A 21,552-nucleotide genomic window follows, 5' to 3' on the forward strand; every position below is an offset into this window, starting at 1 on the left:
ATCTAGACGACCGCCGGGGCCTGCGGTTCCGTGGCGTCGTCCCGCCCGGCGAGGCGTTCACGCCAGGCGGCGAGGACCGCCGCGTCGGTGGGCTTCGTGGCGAGGGAGACGGCGACGTACACGGCGAGCGAGGCCAGCAGCCCGTAGTAGACGGGCTCGGTGGCGAGGATGCCGTACCCCCACATGAGCCCGATGACGGACAGGCCGCCGGCGGCGACGGCGGCGAGCGCGCCGGGCGCGGTGCCGCGGCGCCACAGCAGGCCGCCGAGGATCGGCACGAGCAGGCCGCCGACGAGCAGGTTGTAGGCCACGGTCAGCGCCTGGACGACGTCGTTGAGCGCGATGGCGATGGCGATGACGGCGACGCCCATGATGAGGATGAAGGCGCGGTTGCCCTTGACCTCGTCGTGCGGTTCGCTCTCCGGGGCGGCCGCTCCCCGCAGGCGCGACCAGATGTCGTTGTTGGCGACGGTCGCGCAGGCGATGAGCGCCCCGGAGGACGTCGACATGACGGCGGCGAGGGCGGCGGCGAGGACGAGACCTCGTACGCCGATCGGCAGTTCGTCCTTGACGATGGTCGCGAAGGCGGCGTCGGCGCTCGGCAGCTTCGGGTACATGACCTTGGCGGCGGTGCCGATGACGGCGCCCGCGATCGCGTAGACCAAGCAGTAAGTACCGGCGACGGTGCCTCCGTAGCGGGCCACCTTGTCGCTGCGCGCGGTGAAGACGCGCTGCCAGATGTCCTGCCCGATGAGCATGCCGAACGTATAGATCAGCACGTACGTGAAGATCGTCTCGCCGCCGATGCCCAGCGGGTCGAAGTACTCGGTGGGCAGTTTCGCCTTCATCTCGCCGAACCCGCCGGCCTTGACGACGGCGATGGGCAGGAGCAGCAACAGCACGCCGATGGTCTTCACCACGAACTGCACCATGTCGGTGAGGGTGATGGACCACATGCCGCCGAGTGTCGAGTAGGCGACGACGATCGAGCCGCCCAGAACGATCGCGAGCGTGCGGTTCATGTCGAACAGGACGTCGAAGATGGTGGCGTACGCGATGGTCGAGGTGACCGCGAGCATCAGCGTGTACGCCCACATGACCACTCCGGAGATGACGCCCGCGCGCCCTCCGTAGCGCAGGTCGAGCATCTCGGAGACGGTGTAGACCTTCAGGCGCGCGATGCGGGCCGAGAAGAACACGCTGAGCGCGAGGAGCCCGAGGCCGATGGTGAACACCATCCAGGCGCCCGAGAGCCCGTACTGGTAGCCGAGGCCGACGCCGCCGATGGTGGAGGCACCGCCGAGGACGATGGCGGCCATGGTGCCGGAGTACATCCACGGCCCGAGGCGGCGCCCGGCGACCAGGAACTCGGACTTCGACTTGGCGCGGCGCATGCCCCACCAGCCCATGGCCAGCATCCCGGCGAGATAGACGACGATCACTGTGTAGTCGACGGCCATAAGGGGGGCCTCCTTCGCGCACCTCGGTGGCGTGTCGTGCAGATGGGGGTGAGGACCGCCGCGGGGACATCCGCCCGTACCCGCGGCCTGCGGTCGGCACGACCTTAGGTGGCCGGAAAGCAACCCTGAAGTGTACGTTTCTTCCACTTACCACGACCGAGATGGATGGAACGTCCACCATGGCCGACCCGACCGGCTCCCAGGGGCCCGCGGCACCCCCCACCCCACCGGTCCCGCTCGCCGCGCTGCTGGCCCGCGAGGAGCTGGGCCTGCGGCAGATCGCGGGCCCGGACGCGGCGGGGACGGCCGTGCAGTGGGTGCACACCTCGGAGATGGCCGACCCGTACCCGTACCTCCTCGGGGGCGAGCTGCTGCTCACGGCGGGCGTGCACATCATCGATCCGGAGGGCTCACAGGCCTACCTCGACGCCTACGTGACCCGCATCGTCGCGGCGGGCGGCGCGGCCCTCGGCTTCGGTGTCGCGCCGGTCCACGACACCGTGCCCCACGCCCTGGTGGCGGCCTGCGACCGGCACGGCCTACCCCTCCTGGAGGTGCCGCCGCAGACCACGTTCAGCGGCGTCGCCCGCGCCGTGTGGCGGCTGATGAGCGAGGCCAGGCATGTGGAGCTGCGCCGGGTGGCCGAGGCGCAGCAGGGCCTCGCGACGGCCGCGGCACGGCCCGACCCCGTCCCTGCCGTCCTGCGCCAGCTGGCGGCGCGGCTCGGCGGGTTCGCGGCGCTGTACGGGCCGGACGGCACGGAGCTCCAAGCCGAGGGGCGGGCGCGGCAGGCGGCGCGGGAGGGCCTGCGGGAGCTGACCGGGGTCGTGCGGCGCGCCACGCCCGCCGCTCCTGCGTCCGCCGCCGACACGGCCGGGACCACGCACCTCGCCGCCTACGCGCTCGGTGGCGGCCGCGGCTTCGCGCTCGGCGTCGCCACGGAGCGCCGCGAGCCGGGCGACCACACGATCGCGGGAGCGGCGGTGGTGCTGCTCTCCTTGCTCACCGGTGAACACCAGGGCGCCTCGGAAGCGGCCCGCTCGGCGGCGCTCGTACGGCTGCTCCTGGGAGCCTCCCCCGAGAAAACCGTCCCCCTCCTGGGCAGCGACGCATGGACCGTCGTCCACGCGCGCGGGGAACGCACTCCGCTGGCCGCGTCCGCGCTCGCCGCGGCGCTCGGCACCGCCTTGGTCGACCCCAGCGAGGACGTCGTACGCCTACTCGTCCCCGCCGACCGCGAGGTCACCCCGGCGGACGGCTGGCTCCTGGGCGTCTCCGCCCCCGGGGCCCCCGGCGACCTCGCGGCGGCCGACGCCCAGGCGTCCCGCGCCCTGCGCCGCGCGGAGGCCACACGCCGCCCCCTCGTCCGCCACCACGCGAACGGCCTCGCGGCGCTGGTCGCCCCCGAGGAGGCCGACACCCACGCGCGCGTACTGCTCGCCCCCCTGGGCGGCAACCCCGCCTTGCTGGAGACCCTGCGCGCCTGGCTCTCCCTCCACGGCAGCTGGGACCGCACGGCGGTAGCCCTCTCCGTCCACCGCAACACGGTCCGCCAACGCATCACACGCTGCGCAACACTGCTGGCATCGGACGTGGACGACCCGGACGTACGCATGGAACTGTGGTTCGCCCTGAACCGGCCCCGGGATCAGGCGCCACCCCGCGCCCCGAACGGGGCTGCGCCATACACGGGCTCCGCCCGCGCGGACGCATGCAAGCCGCCGACATCCTCCTTGTAAGGGAGGCACTCTCCGGCGCCCCGCGCGGGCGCGGCCAGCCACACGCGGCCCCCACCCTTCAGGGGCGGCGCGAGCAACCACACCCGACCTGCGCCCAGAACGCCACCGCAACCCCCTCCAGGGGCGCGAGGAACTGCGCGAGCAACCACATACGGCCCGCACCCAAAATGCATCCCTGCACCCCACCCACCCAGGGGCGCGGGGAACTGCGCGACCAGCCCCACCCGGCCCGCACCTAACAACCCCATCCCACTCCCCACCCCCCAGGGGCGCGAGGAACTGCGCACCCAGCCCCCCCCCGGCCCCCACCACCCCGCACCGGACGATCACCCAACCCCGCCCAGCGCAGAGCACTCGTCCCGCACAATAGGAGCCATGCCGATACCCACCCGCCCCGCGCTCGTAGAGCACCTCGTCCGCACCCGCATCGCGGGCGACGTCGCCACCCCCCGCGAGAACAACCTCAGCCACTACAGGAAGCTCGCGAACGGCGACCGCCACTACTGGCTCGGCCTGGAGCTCGGTGACCGCTGGAGCGACGAGCAGGACGTCCTCGCGGTGATGGCCGAGCGGTGCGGCGTCATCGACGACCCCGGGCACCGGCAGGGCCAGGACACCATCGACCCGGAGCTGACGGTCGACGCCCTGGAGCGCATGGCGGCCCGCCTGCGCAAGGCGGCCGCCGGCAAGGAGAGCGTCCTGTTCGCCACGGGCCACCCCGGCGGCCTGCTGGACGTGCACCGCGCCACGGCCGCCGCCCTGCGCGCGGCGGGCTGCGAGATCGTCGTGATCCCGGAGGGCCTGATGGCCGACGAGGGCATGGTCTTCCAGTTCGCCGACGTGGCGGTCCTGGAGCGCGGCGCGACGCTGTGGCACACGCACTCCCCCGAGCCGATGAACGCGATCCTGGACGGCCTGGAACGCGAGGGCCGCCCGCAGCCGGACCTGGTGGTCGCCGACCACGGCTGGGCGGGCCGCGCCGGCCAGCGCGGCCTGGACTCGATGGGCTACGCAGACTGCAACGACCCGGCGCTGTTCATCGGCGAGGCCGAGGGCACCGTGCAGGTGACGGTCCCCCTGGACGACCACGTGACGAGCCCCCGCCACTACGACCCGATGACGGCCTACTTGTTGAACGCGGCGGGGTTGACCGGCACCTCCTGACCCGGGCCCCGCCCAGGACGCGGCCCCTGCCCCGGGCCCGGCGTCGGATCCAGGTACACCCGCCTGATCGCGGGGAAGCGCTCTTGGAGGCGCCGCGCCATGCGGTCGCAGGCCCGCTCGACCTCCCCGGCCGTCGACACGTCCCGGAAGTCCACCTTCGCGGCCACCAACGCCTCCTTGGGCCCTTGGAGGAGCGTGGTCAGCTCCAGTACGTCCACCACGTGCGGGTCGGCGAGCAGTTCGGCCCGCACCGCGTCCCGCATCTCCCTCGGCAGCGGACGGCCGATCAGCAGCTCGGAGTTGGCGTGGCCGAGGACCCAGGCGACGTACACCAGCAGCACGCCGATGCAGAGCGAGGCGACGCCGTCCCACACCCCGGACCCGGTGAGCTGCCCGCCGAGCAGTCCGGCCGCGGCGAGCACGAGGCCCGCGAGCGCCGCCGAGTCCTCCATCACGACGGCCTTGACCGCCGTGTCGGGGGTGTGGCGCAGATAGCGCTTGAGACGCACTCCGTAGCGGTCGGCCTCGCCCCGCGCCTGCTTGAGGCCGGTCCGCAGGGAGTAGCCCTCCAGAACGAAGGCCACTCCGAGGACGATGTACGAGATGAGGGGGTCGCCCGGCTCATGGCCGTGGGTGAGGGTGTGGATGCCGTCGTAGACGGCGAAGACGCCGCCGCCGACGAAGGTGGCGACGGAGGCGAGCAGCGCCCAGATGTAGCGGGCCCCTCCGTAGCCGAGCGGGTGCTCCTCGTCGGCGGGCCGTTCGCCGGCCTTGAGGGAGACGAGCAGCATCAGCTCGGTGACGGTGTCGGCCACGGAGTGCGCCGCTTCGGAGAGCATCGCGCTCGATCCGCTGATGACACCGGCGACAGCCTTGGCCAGTGCGATGCCGAGGTTGGCGACGGCGGCGACGATGACCGTGAAGGTGCTCTCGCCGCCGCCCTCGGGCTTCTCTGACGGTTGCTCACTCATGTATCGGACGGTATGTCCGATCACAACGGAAAGCGAACCTCGCCTTCCGCAACGCGCGACGCCCGTCACCGCGGAACGCGCACCACGCCTCCCCGGAGTCACCGCGGAACGCGCACCACGCCCTCCTGGATGACGGTCACCGCGAGGCGCCCGTCCTGCGTCCAGATCCGCGCCTGGCCGAGACCCCGGCCGCCCGAGGCGGACGGCGACTCCTGGTCGTAGAGCAGCCACTCGTCCGCGCGGAAGGGCCGGTGGAACCACATGGCGTGGTCGAGCGAGGCGCCGACGACGTCACCGACCGCCCAGCCGCCCCGGCCGTGGGCGAGCAGCACCGAGTCGAGGAGCGTCATGTCGGAGACGTACGTGGCGAGACAGACGTGCAGCAGCGGGTCGTCCGCCAGTTTGCCGCTGGTCTTGAACCACACCTGGGAGCGCGGTTCCCGCGGCTGCCCGACGGTGCCCCAGGGCGGCACGTCGGCGTAGCGCAGGTCGACGGCGGCGCGCGCCTCGATGAGCCGCTCGGCGACCGGCCCCGGCAGATGGCGGGGCAGCGTCTCGGCGGCGGTCGGCAGCGTCTCGGGGTCGGGCGCGTCCGGCATCGCGGCCTGGTGCTCCAGGCCCTCCTCGTACGTCTGGAAGGACGCGGAGAGGTGGAAGATCGGCTGCCCGTGCTGGACGGCGACGACGCGCCGTGTAGTGAAGGAGCGGCCGTCGCGGATGCGGTCGACGGTGTAGACGATCGGCGCGCCGGGGTCGCCGGGGCGCAGGAAGTACGCGTGCAGGGAGTGGCCGGGCCGGCTGTCGGGGACGGTGCGGCCTGCGGCGACGAGGGCCTGTGCGGCGACCTGGCCGCCGAAGACGCGGGGCACGAGCGCCGAACGGCTCACGCCCCGGAAGATGTCCTCCTCGATCTGCTCCAGGTCGAGCAGATCGAGGAGGGCGTCAAGTGCCTGGTTCATGAAGGTAGTTCTACCGGGCCTCTACGGAGGGAGCCCCGAGCCCCTACAGGCCCATGTCCTTCGCGATGATCATCTTCATGACCTCGCTGGTGCCGCCGTAGATGCGGTTGACACGGTTGTCGGCGTACAGGCGGGCGATGGGGTACTCGTTCATGAAGCCGTAGCCGCCGTGCAGCTGGAGGCACTTGTCGATGACGCGGTGCGCGACCTCGGTGGCGAACAGCTTCGCGGAGGCGGCCTCGGCGGGGGTCAGCTCGCCCGCGTCCAGGGCCTCCAGGGCGCGGTCGACGACGGCCTCGGCGGCGTCCACCTCGGCCTGGCAGGCGGCCAGCTCGAACTTGGTGTTCTGGAAGGAGGCGACCGGCTTGCCGAAGACGGTGCGCTCCTGGACGTACTGCTTGGCGAACCGGACGGCGGCCTTGGCCTGCGCGTAGGCGCCGAAGGCGATGCCCCAGCGCTCGGAGGGGAGGTTGCTGCCGAGGTAGTAGAAACCCTTGTTCTCCTCGCCGAGGAGGTCCTCTACGGGCACCTTGACGTCGACGAACGCCAGCTCGGCGGTGTCGGAGGTCTTCAGGCCCAGCTTGTCGAGCTTGCGGCCGACGGAGTAGCCCTCGGACTTGGTGTCGACGGCGAAGAGGGAGATGCCGAAGCGGCGGTCCTCGGCGGTGGGCGCGGAGGTGCGGGCGCAGACGATCACGCGGTCGGCGTGGACGCCGCCGGTGATGAAGGTCTTGGCGCCGTTGAGGACGTAGTGGGTGCCGTCCTCGGAGAGCTTGGCGGTGGTCTTCATGCCCGCGACGTCGGAGCCGGTACCCGGCTCGGTCATCGCGAGGGCCCACATCTCCTCGGCGGAGACGAACTTCTCCAGGTAGCGCTTCTTCTGCTCGTCGGTGGCGAGCATCTTGATGTAGGGCAGGGCGAGCAGCACATGGACGCCGGAGCCGCCGAAGCTGACGCCCGCGCGGGCCGTCTCCTCGTACTGGATGGCCTCGAACTTGTGGGTGTCCAGGCCGGCGCCGCCGAACTCCTCCGGGACATTGATCCCGAAGAGGCCCAGCTCGGCGAGCTTGTAGTAGAACTCGCGGGGCACCTGACCGGCGGCGAACCACTCGTCGTGGACCGGCACGACCTCGGCCTCGATGAAGGCGCGCAGGGTCTCCCGGAACGCCTCGTGGTCCTCATTGAAAACGGTACGGCGCACGGAGAACTCCCTCTGCCTACTGCCAACGTCGACTCAGCGGACTAAGCGCTTGCTCAGAGGAAGGTTACCCGGCGGTCACCAAAGGCGTCCAGAGACGCACATCACTCCGCGGCCGCCGCCGCGAACGCCCCGCGCGCGAGGCGGTGCAGCAGCTCCGCCATGTCCGCCCGGCTGGGCAGTACGTCGCGGCGGCTGAGGTGCGGCGTGGAGTTCAGCAGCCCGAAGACGGCGTGCACGGAGACCCGGGCCGCCTTCTCGGCGAGGTCGGGGTAGACCTCGCGCACCGCCTCCACCCAGATCTCCACGTACTGCCGCTGGAGCTGGCGGACCAGCTTGCGGTCGCTGTCCCGCAGGCGGTCCAGCTCGCGGTCGTGCAGGGTGATCAGGGAGCGGTCGTCGAGGGCGAAGTCGATGTGGCCCTCGATGAGCGAGTCCAGGACCCGCTCGGGCGTCCCGCCCGTGTCGGCCACGCACCGCTTACCGCCCGTCAGGAGCTGCCCGCTGATGCCGACCAGCAACTCGGCGAGCATCGCGTCCTTGCCCGCGAAGTGCCGGTAGAGACCGGGTCCGCTGATCCCCACGGCGGCCCCTATCTCGTCCACCCCGACCCCGTGGAAGCCGCGCTCGGCGAAGAGCCGGGCGGCCTCCTTGAGGATCTGCTCGCGTCGGGTGGGGGCGTCGGTTCTGGTGGCCATGGAAATAATTCTAGACAGGCCGGTTAGCGCTCGTTAACCTGATGGAAACGCGTTAACGCTCATTAACCGATCCGGGCGTGTCCGGATCGTCCGGGTGGACCGAGCAAGGGGGCTCGAACGGATGCGGCAGGCACCAGTGCTGACGAGCGCGGCTGATCCCGCGTCGGAGGCGTGGCGGGCGAACGAGACGGCGCACACCGCCCTCGTCGAAGAGCTGCGGGCCAAGCTCGCGGCGGTCGCGCTCGGCGGCGGTGAGCGGGCCCGCGCCCGCCATGTGGCGCGCGGCAAGCTGCTGCCCCGGGACCGCGTGGACACGCTCCTCGACCCGGGTTCGCCCTTCCTGGAGCTGGCGCCCCTCGCGGCCGAGGGAATGTACGGCGGGGACGCCCCGGCGGCCGGAGTCATCGCCGGGATCGGCCGGGTCTCGGGCCGCGAGTGCGTGATCGTCGCCAACGACGCCACGGTCAAGGGGGGCACGTATTACCCCATGACGGTCAAGAAGCACCTGCGCGCCCAGGAGGTGGCCCTGGAAAACCGTCTCCCGTGTCTCTACCTCGTCGATTCGGGCGGCGCCTTCCTGCCGATGCAGGACGAGGTCTTCCCCGACCGCGAGCACTTCGGGCGGATCTTCTACAACCAGGCGCGGATGTCGGGCGCGGGCATCCCGCAGATCGCCGCCGTGCTCGGCTCGTGCACGGCCGGCGGCGCGTATGTCCCGGCGATGAGCGACGAGGCGGTGATCGTGCGCGAGCAGGGCACGATCTTCCTCGGCGGCCCGCCCCTGGTGAAGGCCGCGACCGGCGAGGTCGTGACGGCCGAGGAGCTGGGCGGCGGCGCGGTCCACTCGCGCACCTCCGGAGTGACCGACCACCTCGCCGAGGACGACGCGCACGCGCTGCGCATCGTGCGGAACATCGTGGCCACCCTCCCCGCGCGCGGGGAGCTGCCGTGGGCGGTCGAGCCCGTGGAGGAGCCCGAGGTCGACCCCTTGGGGCTGTACGGCGCGGTGCCGACGGACTCCCGCACCCCCTACGACGTCCGCGAGGTCATCGCGCGCGTGGTGGACGGCTCCCGCTTCCAGGAGTTCAAGGCGGAGTACGGCACGACGCTGGTCACCGGCTTCGCGCACATCCACGGCCACCCGGTGGGCATCGTCGCGAACAACGGCATCCTCTTCTCCGAGTCCGCCCAGAAGGGCGCCCACTTCATCGAGCTGTGCGACCAGCGCGGCATCCCTCTGGTCTTCCTCCAGAACATCTCCGGCTTCATGGTCGGCAAGGACTACGAGGCGGGTGGCATCGCCAAGCACGGCGCGAAGATGGTCACGGCCGTGGCCTGCGCCCGCGTCCCGAAGCTGACGGTCGTCGTCGGCGGTTCGTACGGCGCGGGCAACTACTCCATGTGCGGCCGGGCCTACAGCCCCCGCTTCCTGTGGATGTGGCCGAACGCCAAGATCTCCGTCATGGGCGGCGAGCAGGCCGCCTCCGTCCTCGCCACGGTCAAGCGCGACCAGCTGGAGGCGCGCGGCGAGCAGTGGGCGGCCGAGGACGAGGAGGCCTTCAAGGACCCGATCCGCGCGCAGTACGAGGACCAGGGCAACGCCTATTACGCCACGGCCCGCCTCTGGGACGACGGCGTGATCGACCCGCTGGAGACCCGGCAGGTCCTCGGCCTGGCCCTGACGGCGTGTGCGGGTGCTCCCTTGGGCGAGCCCGGCTTCGGCGTCTTCCGGATGTGAGGGGCGGGACGATGAGCGACTTCCAGCAAGGCAGCACCAGGCAAGGCGCCAGGCAAGGGACCACCTCGGGGAGAGGGACCATGTTCGACACGGTGCTCGTCGCCAACCGCGGCGAGATCGCGGTCCGCGTCATCCGCACGCTGCGGGCGCTCGGCGTCCGCTCGGTGGCCGTCTTCAGCGACGCGGACGCGGACGCCCGCCACGTGCGCGAGGCGGACACGGCGGTACGGATCGGCCCGGCGCCGGCCGCCGAGAGCTATCTGTCCGCGGAGCGCATCCTTCAGGCGGCGGCCTCCTCCGGCGCCCAGGCGGTCCACCCCGGTTATGGCTTCCTCGCGGAGAACGCCGCGTTCGCGCAGGCGTGCGCCGACGCCGGGCTGGTCTTCATCGGGCCGCCCGCCTCGGCGATCGACCTGATGGGTGACAAGATCCGCGCCAAGGAGACGGTGAAGGAGGCCGGCGTCCCGGTCGTCCCCGGCTCCTCCGGCAGCGGCCTGACCGACACCGAACTGGCCGCCGCGGCCCGGGAGATCGGCACCCCCGTGCTGCTCAAGCCGAGCGCGGGCGGTGGCGGCAAGGGCATGCGCCTGGTGCGTGACGAGGCCGCGCTCGCCGAGGAGATCGCGGCGGCCCGCCGTGAGGCCCGTGCCTCCTTCGGCGATGACACGCTGCTCGTGGAGCGGTGGATCGACCGCCCCCGGCACATCGAGATCCAGGTCCTCGCGGACGGCCAGGGGAACGTGATCCACCTCGGCGAGCGCGAGTGCTCCCTCCAGCGCCGCCACCAGAAGATCATCGAGGAGGCGCCGAGCGTCCTCCTGGACGAGGCCACGCGCGCGGCGATGGGCGAGGCGGCGGTTCAGGCAGCCCGCTCCTGCGGGTACGCGGGCGCGGGCACGGTGGAGTTCATCGTGCCGGGCAAGGACCCCTCCTCGTACTACTTCATGGAGATGAACACCCGCCTCCAGGTGGAACACCCCGTCACGGAGCTAATCACGGGCGTCGACCTGGTGGAGTGGCAGCTGCGGGTGGCCGCCGGGGAGCGCCTGCCGTTCACCCAGGAGGACATCACCCTCACCGGGCACGCCGTGGAGGCCCGGATCTGCGCCGAGACCGTGTCCGTCAAAGCGGGCTCCCGCGGCTTCCTGCCCTCGGGAGGCACGGTCCTCGCCCTGCGCGAGCCGCAAGGCCGTCAGGCGGTCGGGGTCGTGCGCACCGACTCCGGCCTGAGCGAGGGCACGGAGGTCGGCAGCCTCTACGACCCGATGCTCTCCAAGGTCATCGCCTATGGCCCCGACCGCGCCACGGCCCTGCGCAAGCTGCGGGCCGCCCTGGCCGAGACGGTCACGCTGGGCGTGCCGACGAACGCGGGGTTCCTGCGCAGGCTGCTGGCCCACCCGGCGGTGGTGGCGGGCGAGTTGGACACCGGCCTGGTGGAGCGCGAGATGGACGGCCTGGTCCCGGACGGCGTACCGGAGGAGGTGTACGAGGCGGCGGCCGCCGTGCGCGAGGCCGCGCTCGCCCCCTCCGGGGACGGCTGGACGGACCCCTTCTCCGTGCCGAGCGGCTGGCGGCTCGGGGGCACCCCGGCGCCCCTGACCCACTGGCTGCACGCGACGGGACATGAACCCGTCACTCACCGGCTGCGGGGAAGCGGCCACACCGTCACCCCCGACCGCGTCCACGTCACCGTCGACGGCACCCGGCACACCTTCCACCGCGCGGGCGACTGGCTGGGCCGGGACGGCGACGCCTGGCAGGTGCGGGACCACGACCCCGTGGAGGCGAGCCTGACCGGCGCCGCGCACGCCGGGGCCGACGCGCTCACCGCCCCCATGCCGGGCACCGTCACGGTCGTGAAGGTCTCCCCCGGCGACCGGGTGAGCGCCGGTCAGAGCCTGCTGGTGGTCGAGGCGATGAAGATGGAGCACGTCATCTCCGCCCCGCACGCCGGCACGGTCACCGAGCTCGACGTCACCGCGGGCACCACGGTCGCCATGGACCAGGTCCTCGCGGTGGTCCTCCCGGACGACGAGGCGAACGAGGCGGACGAGGCGGACGAGGCGAACGAGGAGGCGGGGAAATGACCGCCGCGGACGACACCGCAGACGACACCGCGGGCACCCCCGCCGCCGCCCCCACCGGTCTCCCCATGACCGTCCCGGACCCTCAGCTGCCGGCCCGCGTCCGCATCCACGAGGTCGGCGCCCGGGACGGCCTGCAGAACGAGCAGTCGGTCGTCCCCACGGAGATCAAGGCGGAGTTCATCCACCGCCTGGCCGACGCGGGCCTGACCACCGTCGAGGCGACCAGCTTCGTGCACCCCAAGTGGGTGCCCCAACTGGCCGACGCCGAGCGGCTCTTCCCGCTCCTCGGTGACCTCCAGGGCGTGTGCCTGCCGGTCCTCGTGCCGAACGAACGCGGCCTGGAGCGGGCCCTCGCGCTCGGCGCCCACCGCGTCGCCGTCTTCGCGAGCGCCACCGAGTCCTTCGCCAAGGCCAACCTCAACCGCACGGTGGACGAGGCCCTCGCCATGTTCGACCCGGTGGTCACCCGCGCGCGGGAGCACCGGATGCACGTCCGCGGCTATCTCTCGATGTGCTTCGGCGACCCGTGGGAGGGCCCGGTCCCCGTCGAGCAGGTCGTCCACGTCTGCCGCGCGCTGCTCGACATGGGGTGCGACGAGCTGAGCCTCGGCGACACCATCGGCGTGGCCACGCCCGGCCATGTGCGGGCGCTGCTCACCGCGTTGAACGAAGCGGAGGTCCCGACCGACCGGATCGGCGTGCACTTCCACGACACGTACGGCCAGGCGCTCGCCAACACCCTGGCCGCCCTGCGGCACGGCGTGACGACGGTGGACGCCTCCGCGGGCGGTCTCGGCGGCTGCCCGTACGCGAAGAGCGCCACCGGCAATCTCGCCACCGAAGACCTCGTCTGGATGCTGCACGGCCTCGGCATCGACACCGGGGTCGACCTCGGCCGTCTCTGCGCCACCAGCGCCTGGATGGCCGGCCACCTGGGCCGACCCAGCCCGTCCCGCACCGTCCGCGCCCTGACCCACCAGGAGCAGTGAAGAGAAGATGGACCACCGTCTGAGCCCCGAGCACGAGGAACTGCAGCGCACGGTCGAGGCGTTCGCGCACGACGTCGTCGCCCCGAAGATCGGCGACTTCTACGAACGCCACGAGTTCCCGTACGAGATCGTCCGCGAGATGGGCCGCATGGGCCTGTTCGGCCTGCCCTTCCCCGAGGAGTACGGCGGGATGGGCGGCGACTACTTCGCGCTCGGCATCGCCCTCGAAGAGCTCGCCCGCGTCGACTCGTCCGTGGCGATCACCCTGGAGGCGGGCGTTTCCCTCGGCGCGATGCCGCTGCACCTGTTCGGCACCGAGGAGCAGAAGCGCCAGTGGCTGCCGAAGCTGTGCTCCGGCGAGATGCTCGGCGCCTTCGGCCTGACCGAGCCGGACGGCGGCTCGGACGCGGGCGGAACCCGCACCACGGCCGTGCGCGACGGTGACGAGTGGGTGATCAACGGCTCGAAGTGCTTCATCACCAACTCCGGTACGGACATCACCGGCCTGGTCACGGTCACCGCCGTCACCGGCCGCAAGCCGGACGGCCGCCCGCTGATCTCCTCGATCATCGTGCCGTCCGGGACGCCGGGCTTCACGGTCGCGGCGCCGTACTCGAAGGTGGGGTGGAACGCCTCGGACACCCGCGAGCTGTCCTTCTCCGACGTCCGCGTCCCCGCGGCGAACCTCCTGGGCGAGGAGGGCCGGGGCTACGCCCAGTTCCTGCGCATCCTGGACGAGGGCCGCGTCGCGATCTCCGCGCTCGCCACCGGCCTGGCGCAGGGCTGCGTGGACGAGTCGGTGAAGTACGCCAAGGAGCGGCATGCCTTCGGCAAGCCGATCGGGGCGAACCAGGCCATCCAGTTCAAGATCGCGGACATGGAGACGCGGGCGCACATGGCCCGGGTCGGCTGGCGGGACGCGGCCTCGCGGCTGGTCGCCGGTGAGCCGTTCAAGAAGGAGGCGGCGATCGCCAAGCTCTACTCCTCGACAGTCGCCGTGGACAACGCCCGCGAGGCCACGCAGATCCACGGCGGGTACGGCTTCATGAACGAATACCCCGTGGCCCGGATGTGGCGGGACTCCAAGATCCTGGAGATCGGCGAGGGCACGAGCGAGGTGCAGCGGATGCTCATCGCCCGGGAGCTGGGCTTCGCGGGCTGAGCCGGGCGGAGCCCCGCCACCGGGCCCGGCGAACGGCACGTAAGGGGTCCCTGATGCCGCAGCGAGCTTAGGCTAGCCTAAGCTCTACTTCCGGCCAGTGGCCCCGGCCGCCGTACCGTCATGAAAGCAGAGACCCACATGCCCCAGCCCCGCTCCTCCCAGCTCTCCCGCCGCGGCATGCTCACCGCCGGCGGTGCCCTCGGCCTGACCGCCGTCCTGGCGGCCTGCGGCAGCGAGAAAAAGGATGGGGAGAAGACCAAGGGCGGTGCGGCCAAGTCCGGTCCGTGGAGGTTCAAGGACGACCGCGGCGAGACGGCGAAGCGCGACGCGACGCCGGAGAACATCGTCGCCTTCACCGGCGTCGCCGCCGCCCTGTTCGACTACGGCATCGAGTGCAAGGGCGTCTTCGGCCCCACGAAGACCAAGGACGGCAAGGCCGACGTGCAGGCCGGCGACATGGACGTCAGCAAGCTGACGGTCATCGGCAACGAATGGGGCCGGTTCAGCATCGAGAAGTACGCGGGTCTCGCGCCCGACCTGCTGATCTCCACCATGTTCGACGCCAAGGGCACCCTCTGGTACGTGCCCGAGGAGAGCAGCGACAAGATCCTGAAGCTCGCCCCGAGCGTCGGCATCAGCGTCTACGACCGCCAGCTGACCCAGCCGCTCCAGCGCATCCTCGCGCTCGCCGAGTCGCTCGGCGCGGACGTGGAGTCGGACAAGGTCGTCAAGGCGAAGAAGCGCTTCGAGGCCGCCTCCGAGCGGCTGCGCGAGGTCGCCAAGGCGCACAAGGACATCAAGGTCCTCGTGGGCTCGGCGAGCCAGGAGCTGTTCTACGTCTCCGGCTCGGACCTCTCCGTCGACCTGGAGTACTTCAAGGCGCTCGGCGTGAACATCATCGAGCCGCCGAAGAAGGCCAAGAAGGCGTCCGGCGGCTGGTTCGAGAACCTCAGCTGGGAGAACGTCGACCAGTACGACGCGGACCTCATCATGATGGACAACCGCACCTCCGCCCTCCAGCCGGCCGTCCTCGACGAGTCCAAGCCGACCTGGCGCAAGCTTCCCGCCGTCAAGGCCGGGCAGGTCATCCCGCGCGTCACGGAGCCGATCTTCTCGTACGACAAGTGCGCGCCGATCCTTGAGGACCTCGCGGACGCGATCGAGAAGGCGAAGAAGCTCAAGAAGAGCGCCTGACCCCGGAGCCGCAAAAGCAGGCCGGGCGGGGTTCCCGGGACGGTCCCCGGGAGCCCCGCCCGTACGCCTACCCTGCGGGCCAGGGCACCTGCGGCGACTTGTAGTAGCCGATGCCGAGCGCGTCCCAGCGGGGGGCCTGCGCGGCGAGCCGTCCCTTGTACCGCTCCCAGTCGTGCGCGGCCGCGGGCGACCAGCCGAGCTCGGCGATCCCCGGCAGTCGCGGGAAGGCCATGTAGTCGAGGTGCGCGGAGGTCGAGAGGGTCTCCGTCCACAGCGGCGCCTCGACGCCCATGACCGCGTCGGCGGGCGCGCCCTTCAGGTAGGTCGCCGGGTCCCAGTCGTAGGAGCGCTGCACCTCGACGAGGCCCGCCCAGGACAGGCCGAGCGGGGTGTCCTTGGTGTACTTCATGTCGAGGTAGGAGCGGTCAGCCGGGGAGAGGACCAGCTTGGTGCCGTTCTTCGCGGCGCTCACGACCTGCTCGCGCTCGGCGGCGCCCGTCCTGTCGTAACCCCAGTACTGGGCGACGGCGCCCTCGGCGGGCTTGGCGCCGGTGAGCTGGTGCCAGCCCATGACGGTCTTGCCGTACTTGGCGACGACCGGCTGCACCTTGTCCATGAAGGCGACGAAGTCCTCATGGCTGGTGGAGTGCGCCTCGTCCCCGCCGATGTGGAGGTACTTGCCGGGCGTCATGGCGGCCAGCTCGCGGATCACGTCGTCCACGAAGTCGTACGTGACGTCCTTCTTCACGCACAGCGAGCTGAAGCCGACGGCGGTGCCGGTGTAGAGGGGCGGGGCGACACCGTCGCAGTTCAGCTCGGCGTACGAGGCGAGGGCCGCGTTGGTGTGCCCCGGCATGTCGATCTCGGGGACGACCTCCAGGTGCCGCGAGGCGGCGTACGCGACGATCTCCTTGTACTGCGCCTTCGTGTAGTAGCCGCCCTTGCCACCGCCGACCTGCGTGGAACCGCCGTACGTGGCCAGGCGCGGCCAGGAGTCGATGGCGATGCGCCAGCCCTGGTCGTCGCTGAGGTGCAGGTGCAGCTTGTTCATCTTGTACAGCGCGGCCTGGTCGATGTAGCGCTTGACCTGCTCGACGGTGAAGAAGTGCCGCGAGACGTCGAGCATTGTGGAGCGGTAGGTGTAGCGCGGCATGTCCCTGATGGTGCCGCCCGCGATCCGCCACGGGCCGCGCTGCTTGGTCTTCTTCTCGACGGCGGCGGGCAGTTGCTGCCGCACGGTCTGCACGCCGTGGAAGAGCCCGGCGTCCGACCAGGACGTGACGGTGAGGGAGCCGTGCGTGGAGATGATCCGGTAGCCCTCGTTGCCGAGGACCTTGTTCGCCGGTTCGGCGCTGAGGCGCAGCCGGATGCCGTCGCCGCCCTCACCGGTGACGACGGGCAGCTTGTAGCCGGTGGAGGGGCGCAGCACCTGGGCGAGGTACTCGCCGACGCGCCGCTCCTCGGGTCGGCTGACGCGGATCCGGGTCCTGGCGGTGATCTCGTACCCGGCGCCGCCCGGCTCGGCCGCCAAGGGCGCGGGCACGATCCGGCCGAGCGGGGTGACCGGGGTGACCGGGGGCTTCGGCTTCCCCGCGGGGGCGGGGGCGGCGGCGAAGGAGGAGATGCCGGCGGCCGCCACGAGCAGCAGCGGGCCGAGCAAACGCGTCGTTCTGCGGGGCGTTGCCCATGTTCTGCGGGGCGTTCCTGGCGTTTCGTGGTGCGTCCCCCATGTCCTGCGGGGCGTTCGCCATGTTCTGTGGTGCGTTCTCACAAGCGGGTCCCTTCGACGGGGGCGCAGCTGTGGTGCATACCGTTCGAACGGTTCCCATTGGTAACCCGGCCCCCACGAGGGGTCAAGGGGTGTAGACCAGCTCTCCCCGGGGCGGTGCGAGAATCCCCGCATGGCGGAAATCATCCAGCGCGACGGGACCTGGACCTTCGACGGAAACACGCTGCGGCTGGTGCCGGGCCACGACAAGAGCGTCTCCTTGCTCCGCAAGACGCTGGGCGAACTGGCCGTGCCACTGGGCGCGTTGGCGGGCATCTCCTTCGAGCGCGGGAAGAAGTCGGGCCGGTTGCGGCTGCGGCTGCGCGACGGCGCCGACCCGCTGCTCCAGGCGACGGGCGGCCAGCTGACGGACTCCGGCGACCCGTATCAGCTGGGCGTGGAGCCCGACCGGTACGGCGTGGCGGAGTATCTGGTCGACGAGGTGCGGGGCGCCCTGCTGATCGAACAGGTGCCGACCGCACCCTGCACGGCCTACCTCCTGCCCGGCCCGTCCGTGCCGCTGTCCGTCTCCGCCGGGGACGGCACCGCGAGCTTCGACGGGGAGCAGATACGCCTGGAGTGGAACTGGAAGACGGAGGAGGCGAAGGCGGCGTCCGGCACGAGGTCCCTGGCGCTCGCCGACATCGCGGCGGTGGAGTGGCAGCCGGCGGTCGGCCTGGAGAACGGCCACCTGCGCTTCACCGTGAGGAACGCCCCCGCCAAGACCACGGCCACGACCCCGCCGAAGTACGACCCGAACGCGGTGGAGCTCTGGGGCTTCAAGAAGGACCCGCTGATGGCTTTGGTCGCCGCCGCGGTCCAGGCCCGCCTCCCCCACCCCGCGGCGCCCGCCACCCCGGTGGACGCGCCGCCCGCCGTCCCGCATGCGACGGACCCGGCCCCGCGCGGCCCGGCCGAGGACCACGACGCCCTGCTGCGCCGCCTGCGCGAGCTGGGCGACCTCCACCAGGCGGGCATCCTCACGGAGGAGGAGTTCACCACGGCCAAGCAGGCGGTCCTGCGCCGCATGTAGGCCACGCAGGGCCACCAGCACCCACCATCCGCCACGCCCCTGCCCGATTCCGGGCAGGATTCTTGCGAAAGAGGAGAAGATCCTCCAGGATCATCGAATGCACGACGACCTGGTGGACCACCTCACCCGCAGCACCCCGCTCCAGCGGGGCGAAGCCCTGCGGGTCGTCCAGGACGTGCTGGCCTACTTCGACGAGACGACCGAAGACTTCGTCCGTCGCCGCCACCGCGAGTTGCAGGGTCAGGGCCTGCTGAACGCGGCGATCTTCGAACAGATCTCGGCGGATCTCGAATACCGCGCGGTCGCGCCGCCCGAGCTCACCCTCAGGCAGCTGCGCCGCATCATCTACGGCTAGGACTCCCTCTATGTGCGGAATCGTCGGTTATATCGGCAAGCGTGACGTCGCCCCGCTGCTCCTCGAAGGCCTCCAGCGCCTGGAGTACCGCGGCTACGACTCGGCGGGCATCGCCGTCACCGGTCCCAAGGCCACGGGCCTGAAGACCGTCAAGGCCAAGGGTCGCGTCCGTGACCTGGAGGCCAAGGTGCCCGCCCGTTTCAAGGGCACCACCGGCATCGCCCACACCCGCTGGGCCACCCACGGCGCCCCCTCCGACGAGAACGCCCACCCGCACCTGTCCCAGGACGGCAAGGTCGCCGTCGTCCACAACGGCATCATCGACAACGCCTCCGAGCTGCGCGCCAAGCTGACCGCCGACGGCGTCGAGTTCCTCTCCGAGACCGACACCGAGGTCCTCACCCACCTGATCGCCCGCTCCCAGGCGGAGACCCTGGAAGAGAAGGTGCGCGAGGCGCTGCGCCACATCGAGGGCACGTACGGCATCGCCGTCCTGCACGCCGACTTCAACGACCGCATCATCGTCGCCCGCAACGGCTCCCCGGTCGTCCTCGGCATCGGCGAGAAGGAGATGTTCGTCGCCTCGGATGTCGCCGCGCTCGTCTCCCACACCCGCCAGGTCGTCACCCTCGACGACGGCGAGATGGCCACCATCAAGGCCGACGACTACCGCACGTACACCACCGAGGGCTCCCGCACGACCGCCTCGCCGACCACCGTGGAGTGGGAGGCGGAGTCGTACGACATGGGCGGCCACGACACGTACATGCACAAGGAGATCTTCGAGCAGCCCGACGCGGTGGACCGCGTCCTGCGCGGCCGCATCGACGACCGCTTCTCCACCGTGCACCTCGGCGGCCTCAACCTCGACGCGCACGACGCCCGCAAGGTGCGCCGCGTCAAGATCCTCGGCTGCGGCACCTCGTACCACGCGGGCATGATCGGCGCCCAGATGATCGAGGAGCTGGCCCGCATCCCCGCCGACGCGGAGCCGGCGTCCGAGTTCCGCTACCGCAACGCGGTCGTGGACCCCGACACCCTCTACATCGCGGTCTCCCAGTCCGGTGAGACGTACGACGTGCTGGCCGCCGTCCAGGAGCTGAAGCGCAAGGGCGCCCGTGTCCTCGGTGTGGTCAACGTCGTCGGCTCGGCGATCGCCCGGGAGGCGGACGCGGGCGTGTACGTCCACGCGGGCCCGGAGGTCTGCGTGGTCTCCACCAAGTGCTTCACGAACACCACCGTCGCCTTCGGCCTGCTCGCCCTGCACCTCGGCCGCATCCGTGACCTGTCGGTCTCCGACGGCAAGCGGATCATCGAGGGCCTGCGGAGGCTGCCCGGCCAGATCTCGGAGATCCTCAAGCAGGAGGACGAGATCAAGAAGATCGCCAGGAGCTACGCCGACGCCCGCTCGATGCTCTTCATCGGCCGTGTGCGCGGCTACCCGGTCGCCCGGGAGGCCTCGCTCAAGCTCAAGGAGGTCTCGTACATCCACGCCGAGGCCTACCCCGCCTCCGAGCTGAAGCACGGCCCGCTCGCGCTCATCGAGCCCGCCCTGCCGACCGTCGCGATCGTGCCGGACGACGACCTCCTGGAGAAGAACCGCGCCGCCCTGGAAGAGATCAAGGCCCGCAGCGGCAAGATCCTCGCGGTGGCACACCAGGAGCAGGAGAAGGCCGACCAGACGATCATCGTCCCGAAGAACGAGAACGAGCTCGACCCGATCCTGATGGGCATCCCGCTGCAACTCCTCGCCTACCACACGGCGCTGGCGCTGGGCCGGGACATCGACAAGCCGCGCAACCTCGCGAAGTCGGTCACCGTCGAGTAGAGCCGCCCTCTACCGCGGGCCACATGTGAACGGCCCCCTGCGCGTGCCACCGGCGCTCAGGGGGCCGTTCTTCCAGGGCCGGGGTCGCCCATTACCCCGACCCGCGCCCTCGGCGTCCGGCGGCCGTCACCCGCCGGGCCGACAGGGCGGTATGCCGGCGACGTCTATGTACCCGCCCACGGGACGCGAACCACCTCTACGCGCGAGTAGATTCATCCGCGCAACTCGCCTGGCACGCAGGGGACTTGAGTACCCGAAGGGACTTGAGGTCCGTCAGGGAATCACGATGACGGGACGCTGCGCCCGCCGCGCCAGCCGCCCCGCCACGGAGCCGAAGATGCGCCCGACGATGCCGTGCGTGGAGCCGACGACGATCGCGTCCGCGCTGTACTCCCGGCCGACCTCCTCCAGCTCATGGCAGATGTCGCCGCCGCGCTCGACGAGGATCCAGGGCACCTCGGTGAGATAGTCCGCGCAGGCCAGTTCCAGGCCCAGCACCTCGGTGCGGTGATCCGGCACGTCGACGAAGACCGGCGGCTCGCAGCCCGCCCACACCGTGGTGGGCAGCCGGTTGGCGACATGGACGATGATCAGGCCCGATCCCGAGCGGTGGGCCATGCCGATCGCGTAGGCGAGGGCCCGCTCGCTGGAGGTCGAGCCGTCGAAGCCGACGACGACGCCGTGCCGGAACGCCGGATCGCAGGAATGACGTGGTTCTTCCGCCGCTCGGGGGGTCGCTGTCGGATCGGCGACCTGCCGCTTGCGGTCCGCGGGTTCGAAGAATTCGTGACCGGCCATGGGTGTCTCGGCGAGGAGTCCTCTGTGGGAGGGTCTGCTGTTCGGGTGGTGCGGCAGTTCAGGAGCGTGAAGTCCGGAAACCTGGTCCGGGAAACCTGGTCGGGAAACCTGGTCCGGGATTCTCGCCCGGGAATCTCGTCCGGGAATCATCTTCCCAACCCCATACCCCCAAGGGTACGGCGACACTCCTCTCCTGCCCAGATCCTGCGGGGGGCCCGTGCGGGCCGGCGCCGGGCAGTCACAGGGCCTCCCGGCGTTCACCGGAGCATGCATGAGCCTCGCCCGGATGGCAATGGTTGCTGCCACGTACAGGCGGTTTGCCCACCCGTCCGGCGCCACCCGGCGGCCCGCCAGTGACTGGCCGCCCGGCCGCGCGTTGAACTCCGGTACGCCACCCTCACAGGGAGCCCT

Annotated in this window: 17 protein-coding genes; 10 read left to right on the forward strand and 7 right to left on the reverse strand. The window is 71.2% G+C overall.

What is annotated here, in order from left to right; genetic code table 11:
* Positions 1 to 2: 2 nt before the first annotated feature.
* Positions 3 to 1,460 carry a sodium:solute symporter gene (locus ACOBQB_RS22985; RefSeq protein WP_423594028.1) on the reverse strand — a complete coding sequence of 486 codons (1,458 nt, stop codon included), beginning with the start codon at positions 1,458 to 1,460 and terminating at the stop codon, positions 3 to 5.
* A gap of 179 nt (positions 1,461 to 1,639) precedes the next feature.
* Between ACOBQB_RS22985 and ACOBQB_RS22990 the strand changes: the two genes are divergently transcribed.
* Both ACOBQB_RS22990 and ACOBQB_RS22995 read left to right on the forward strand, forming a co-directional pair.
* Complete coding sequence (locus ACOBQB_RS22990; protein WP_423594029.1) at positions 1,640 to 3,199, forward strand: PucR family transcriptional regulator ligand-binding domain-containing protein; 1,560 nt, start codon at positions 1,640 to 1,642, stop codon at positions 3,197 to 3,199.
* 375 nt (positions 3,200 to 3,574) lie between these two features.
* Positions 3,575 to 4,363: a phosphatase gene (locus ACOBQB_RS22995; protein ID WP_423594030.1), complete on the forward strand. Its 789-nt coding sequence runs from the start codon at positions 3,575 to 3,577 to the stop codon at positions 4,361 to 4,363.
* Here the strand turns inward: ACOBQB_RS22995 and ACOBQB_RS23000 are convergent.
* The 4 genes from ACOBQB_RS23000 to ACOBQB_RS23015 form a co-directional block, all read right to left on the reverse strand.
* A complete protein-coding gene (locus ACOBQB_RS23000) occupies positions 4,324 to 5,334 on the reverse strand; it encodes a cation diffusion facilitator family transporter (protein ID WP_423594031.1) in 1,011 nt (336 codons plus the stop codon). The genes ACOBQB_RS22995 and ACOBQB_RS23000 overlap by 40 nt on opposite strands.
* A gap of 98 nt (positions 5,335 to 5,432) precedes the next feature.
* The gene (locus tag ACOBQB_RS23005; protein WP_423594032.1) at positions 5,433 to 6,293 is read right to left on the reverse strand and encodes an acyl-CoA thioesterase; all 861 of its coding nucleotides are present in this window, start codon (positions 6,291 to 6,293) and stop codon (positions 5,433 to 5,435) included.
* 43 nt (positions 6,294 to 6,336) lie between these two features.
* Positions 6,337 to 7,494 (reverse strand): acyl-CoA dehydrogenase family protein, encoded by a 1,158-nt coding sequence (locus ACOBQB_RS23010; protein ID WP_423594033.1) that lies wholly within the window; start codon positions 7,492 to 7,494, stop codon positions 6,337 to 6,339.
* A gap of 101 nt (positions 7,495 to 7,595) precedes the next feature.
* Complete coding sequence (locus ACOBQB_RS23015) at positions 7,596 to 8,189, reverse strand: TetR/AcrR family transcriptional regulator (protein ID WP_423594034.1); 594 nt, start codon at positions 8,187 to 8,189, stop codon at positions 7,596 to 7,598.
* Between the two features lie 121 nt (positions 8,190 to 8,310).
* On the opposite strand from ACOBQB_RS23015, the gene ACOBQB_RS23020 reads away from it, so the two are divergent.
* From ACOBQB_RS23020 to ACOBQB_RS23040, 5 genes are all read left to right on the forward strand, one after another.
* Positions 8,311 to 9,927, forward strand: coding sequence for a carboxyl transferase domain-containing protein (locus ACOBQB_RS23020; protein ID WP_423594035.1), 1,617 nt, complete (start codon positions 8,311 to 8,313; stop codon positions 9,925 to 9,927).
* A gap of 80 nt (positions 9,928 to 10,007) precedes the next feature.
* On the forward strand, positions 10,008 to 12,014 hold the full coding sequence (locus tag ACOBQB_RS23025) for an acetyl/propionyl/methylcrotonyl-CoA carboxylase subunit alpha (RefSeq protein ID WP_423594036.1): 2,007 nt from the start codon (positions 10,008 to 10,010) through the stop codon (positions 12,012 to 12,014).
* Positions 12,011 to 13,003, forward strand: a complete 993-nt coding sequence (locus ACOBQB_RS23030) for a hydroxymethylglutaryl-CoA lyase (protein WP_423594037.1) — start codon at positions 12,011 to 12,013, stop codon at positions 13,001 to 13,003. The genes ACOBQB_RS23025 and ACOBQB_RS23030 overlap by 4 nt, the downstream gene beginning before the upstream one ends.
* Positions 13,004 to 13,010: 7 nt before the next feature.
* Positions 13,011 to 14,165: an acyl-CoA dehydrogenase family protein gene (locus ACOBQB_RS23035; protein ID WP_423594038.1), complete on the forward strand. Its 1,155-nt coding sequence runs from the start codon at positions 13,011 to 13,013 to the stop codon at positions 14,163 to 14,165.
* 120 nt (positions 14,166 to 14,285) lie between these two features.
* Positions 14,286 to 15,359, forward strand: a complete 1,074-nt coding sequence (locus ACOBQB_RS23040) for an ABC transporter substrate-binding protein (protein ID WP_423594039.1) — start codon at positions 14,286 to 14,288, stop codon at positions 15,357 to 15,359.
* 67 nt (positions 15,360 to 15,426) lie between these two features.
* On the opposite strand, the gene ACOBQB_RS23045 is transcribed toward ACOBQB_RS23040, so the two are convergent.
* Positions 15,427 to 17,019 carry a beta-N-acetylhexosaminidase gene (locus ACOBQB_RS23045; protein ID WP_423594040.1) on the reverse strand — a complete coding sequence of 531 codons (1,593 nt, stop codon included), beginning with the start codon at positions 17,017 to 17,019 and terminating at the stop codon, positions 15,427 to 15,429.
* Between the two features lie 241 nt (positions 17,020 to 17,260).
* Here ACOBQB_RS23045 and ACOBQB_RS23050 point away from each other — a divergent pair, with 241 nt between their 5' ends.
* The 3 genes from ACOBQB_RS23050 (at position 17,261) to glmS (ending at position 20,343) form a co-directional block, all read left to right on the forward strand.
* Entirely contained in the window at positions 17,261 to 18,160 is a 900-nt protein-coding gene (locus ACOBQB_RS23050) for a DUF4429 domain-containing protein (RefSeq protein ID WP_423594041.1), read from the forward strand.
* A gap of 97 nt (positions 18,161 to 18,257) precedes the next feature.
* Entirely contained in the window at positions 18,258 to 18,515 is a 258-nt protein-coding gene (locus ACOBQB_RS23055; RefSeq protein WP_423594042.1) for a hypothetical protein, read from the forward strand.
* A gap of 10 nt (positions 18,516 to 18,525) precedes the next feature.
* Positions 18,526 to 20,343, forward strand: coding sequence for a glutamine--fructose-6-phosphate transaminase (isomerizing) (gene glmS, locus ACOBQB_RS23060; RefSeq protein WP_423594043.1), 1,818 nt, complete (start codon positions 18,526 to 18,528; stop codon positions 20,341 to 20,343).
* Between the two features lie 273 nt (positions 20,344 to 20,616).
* Here glmS and ACOBQB_RS23065 read toward each other — a convergent pair whose 3' ends face one another.
* Positions 20,617 to 21,141, reverse strand: a complete 525-nt coding sequence (locus tag ACOBQB_RS23065; protein ID WP_223774762.1) for a universal stress protein — start codon at positions 21,139 to 21,141, stop codon at positions 20,617 to 20,619.
* Positions 21,142 to 21,552: the final 411 nt, after the last annotated feature.

This window comes from Streptomyces sp. G5(2025) (genome assembly GCF_049542075.1).
Taxonomy (GTDB): Bacteria; Actinomycetota; Actinomycetes; order Streptomycetales; family Streptomycetaceae; genus Streptomyces.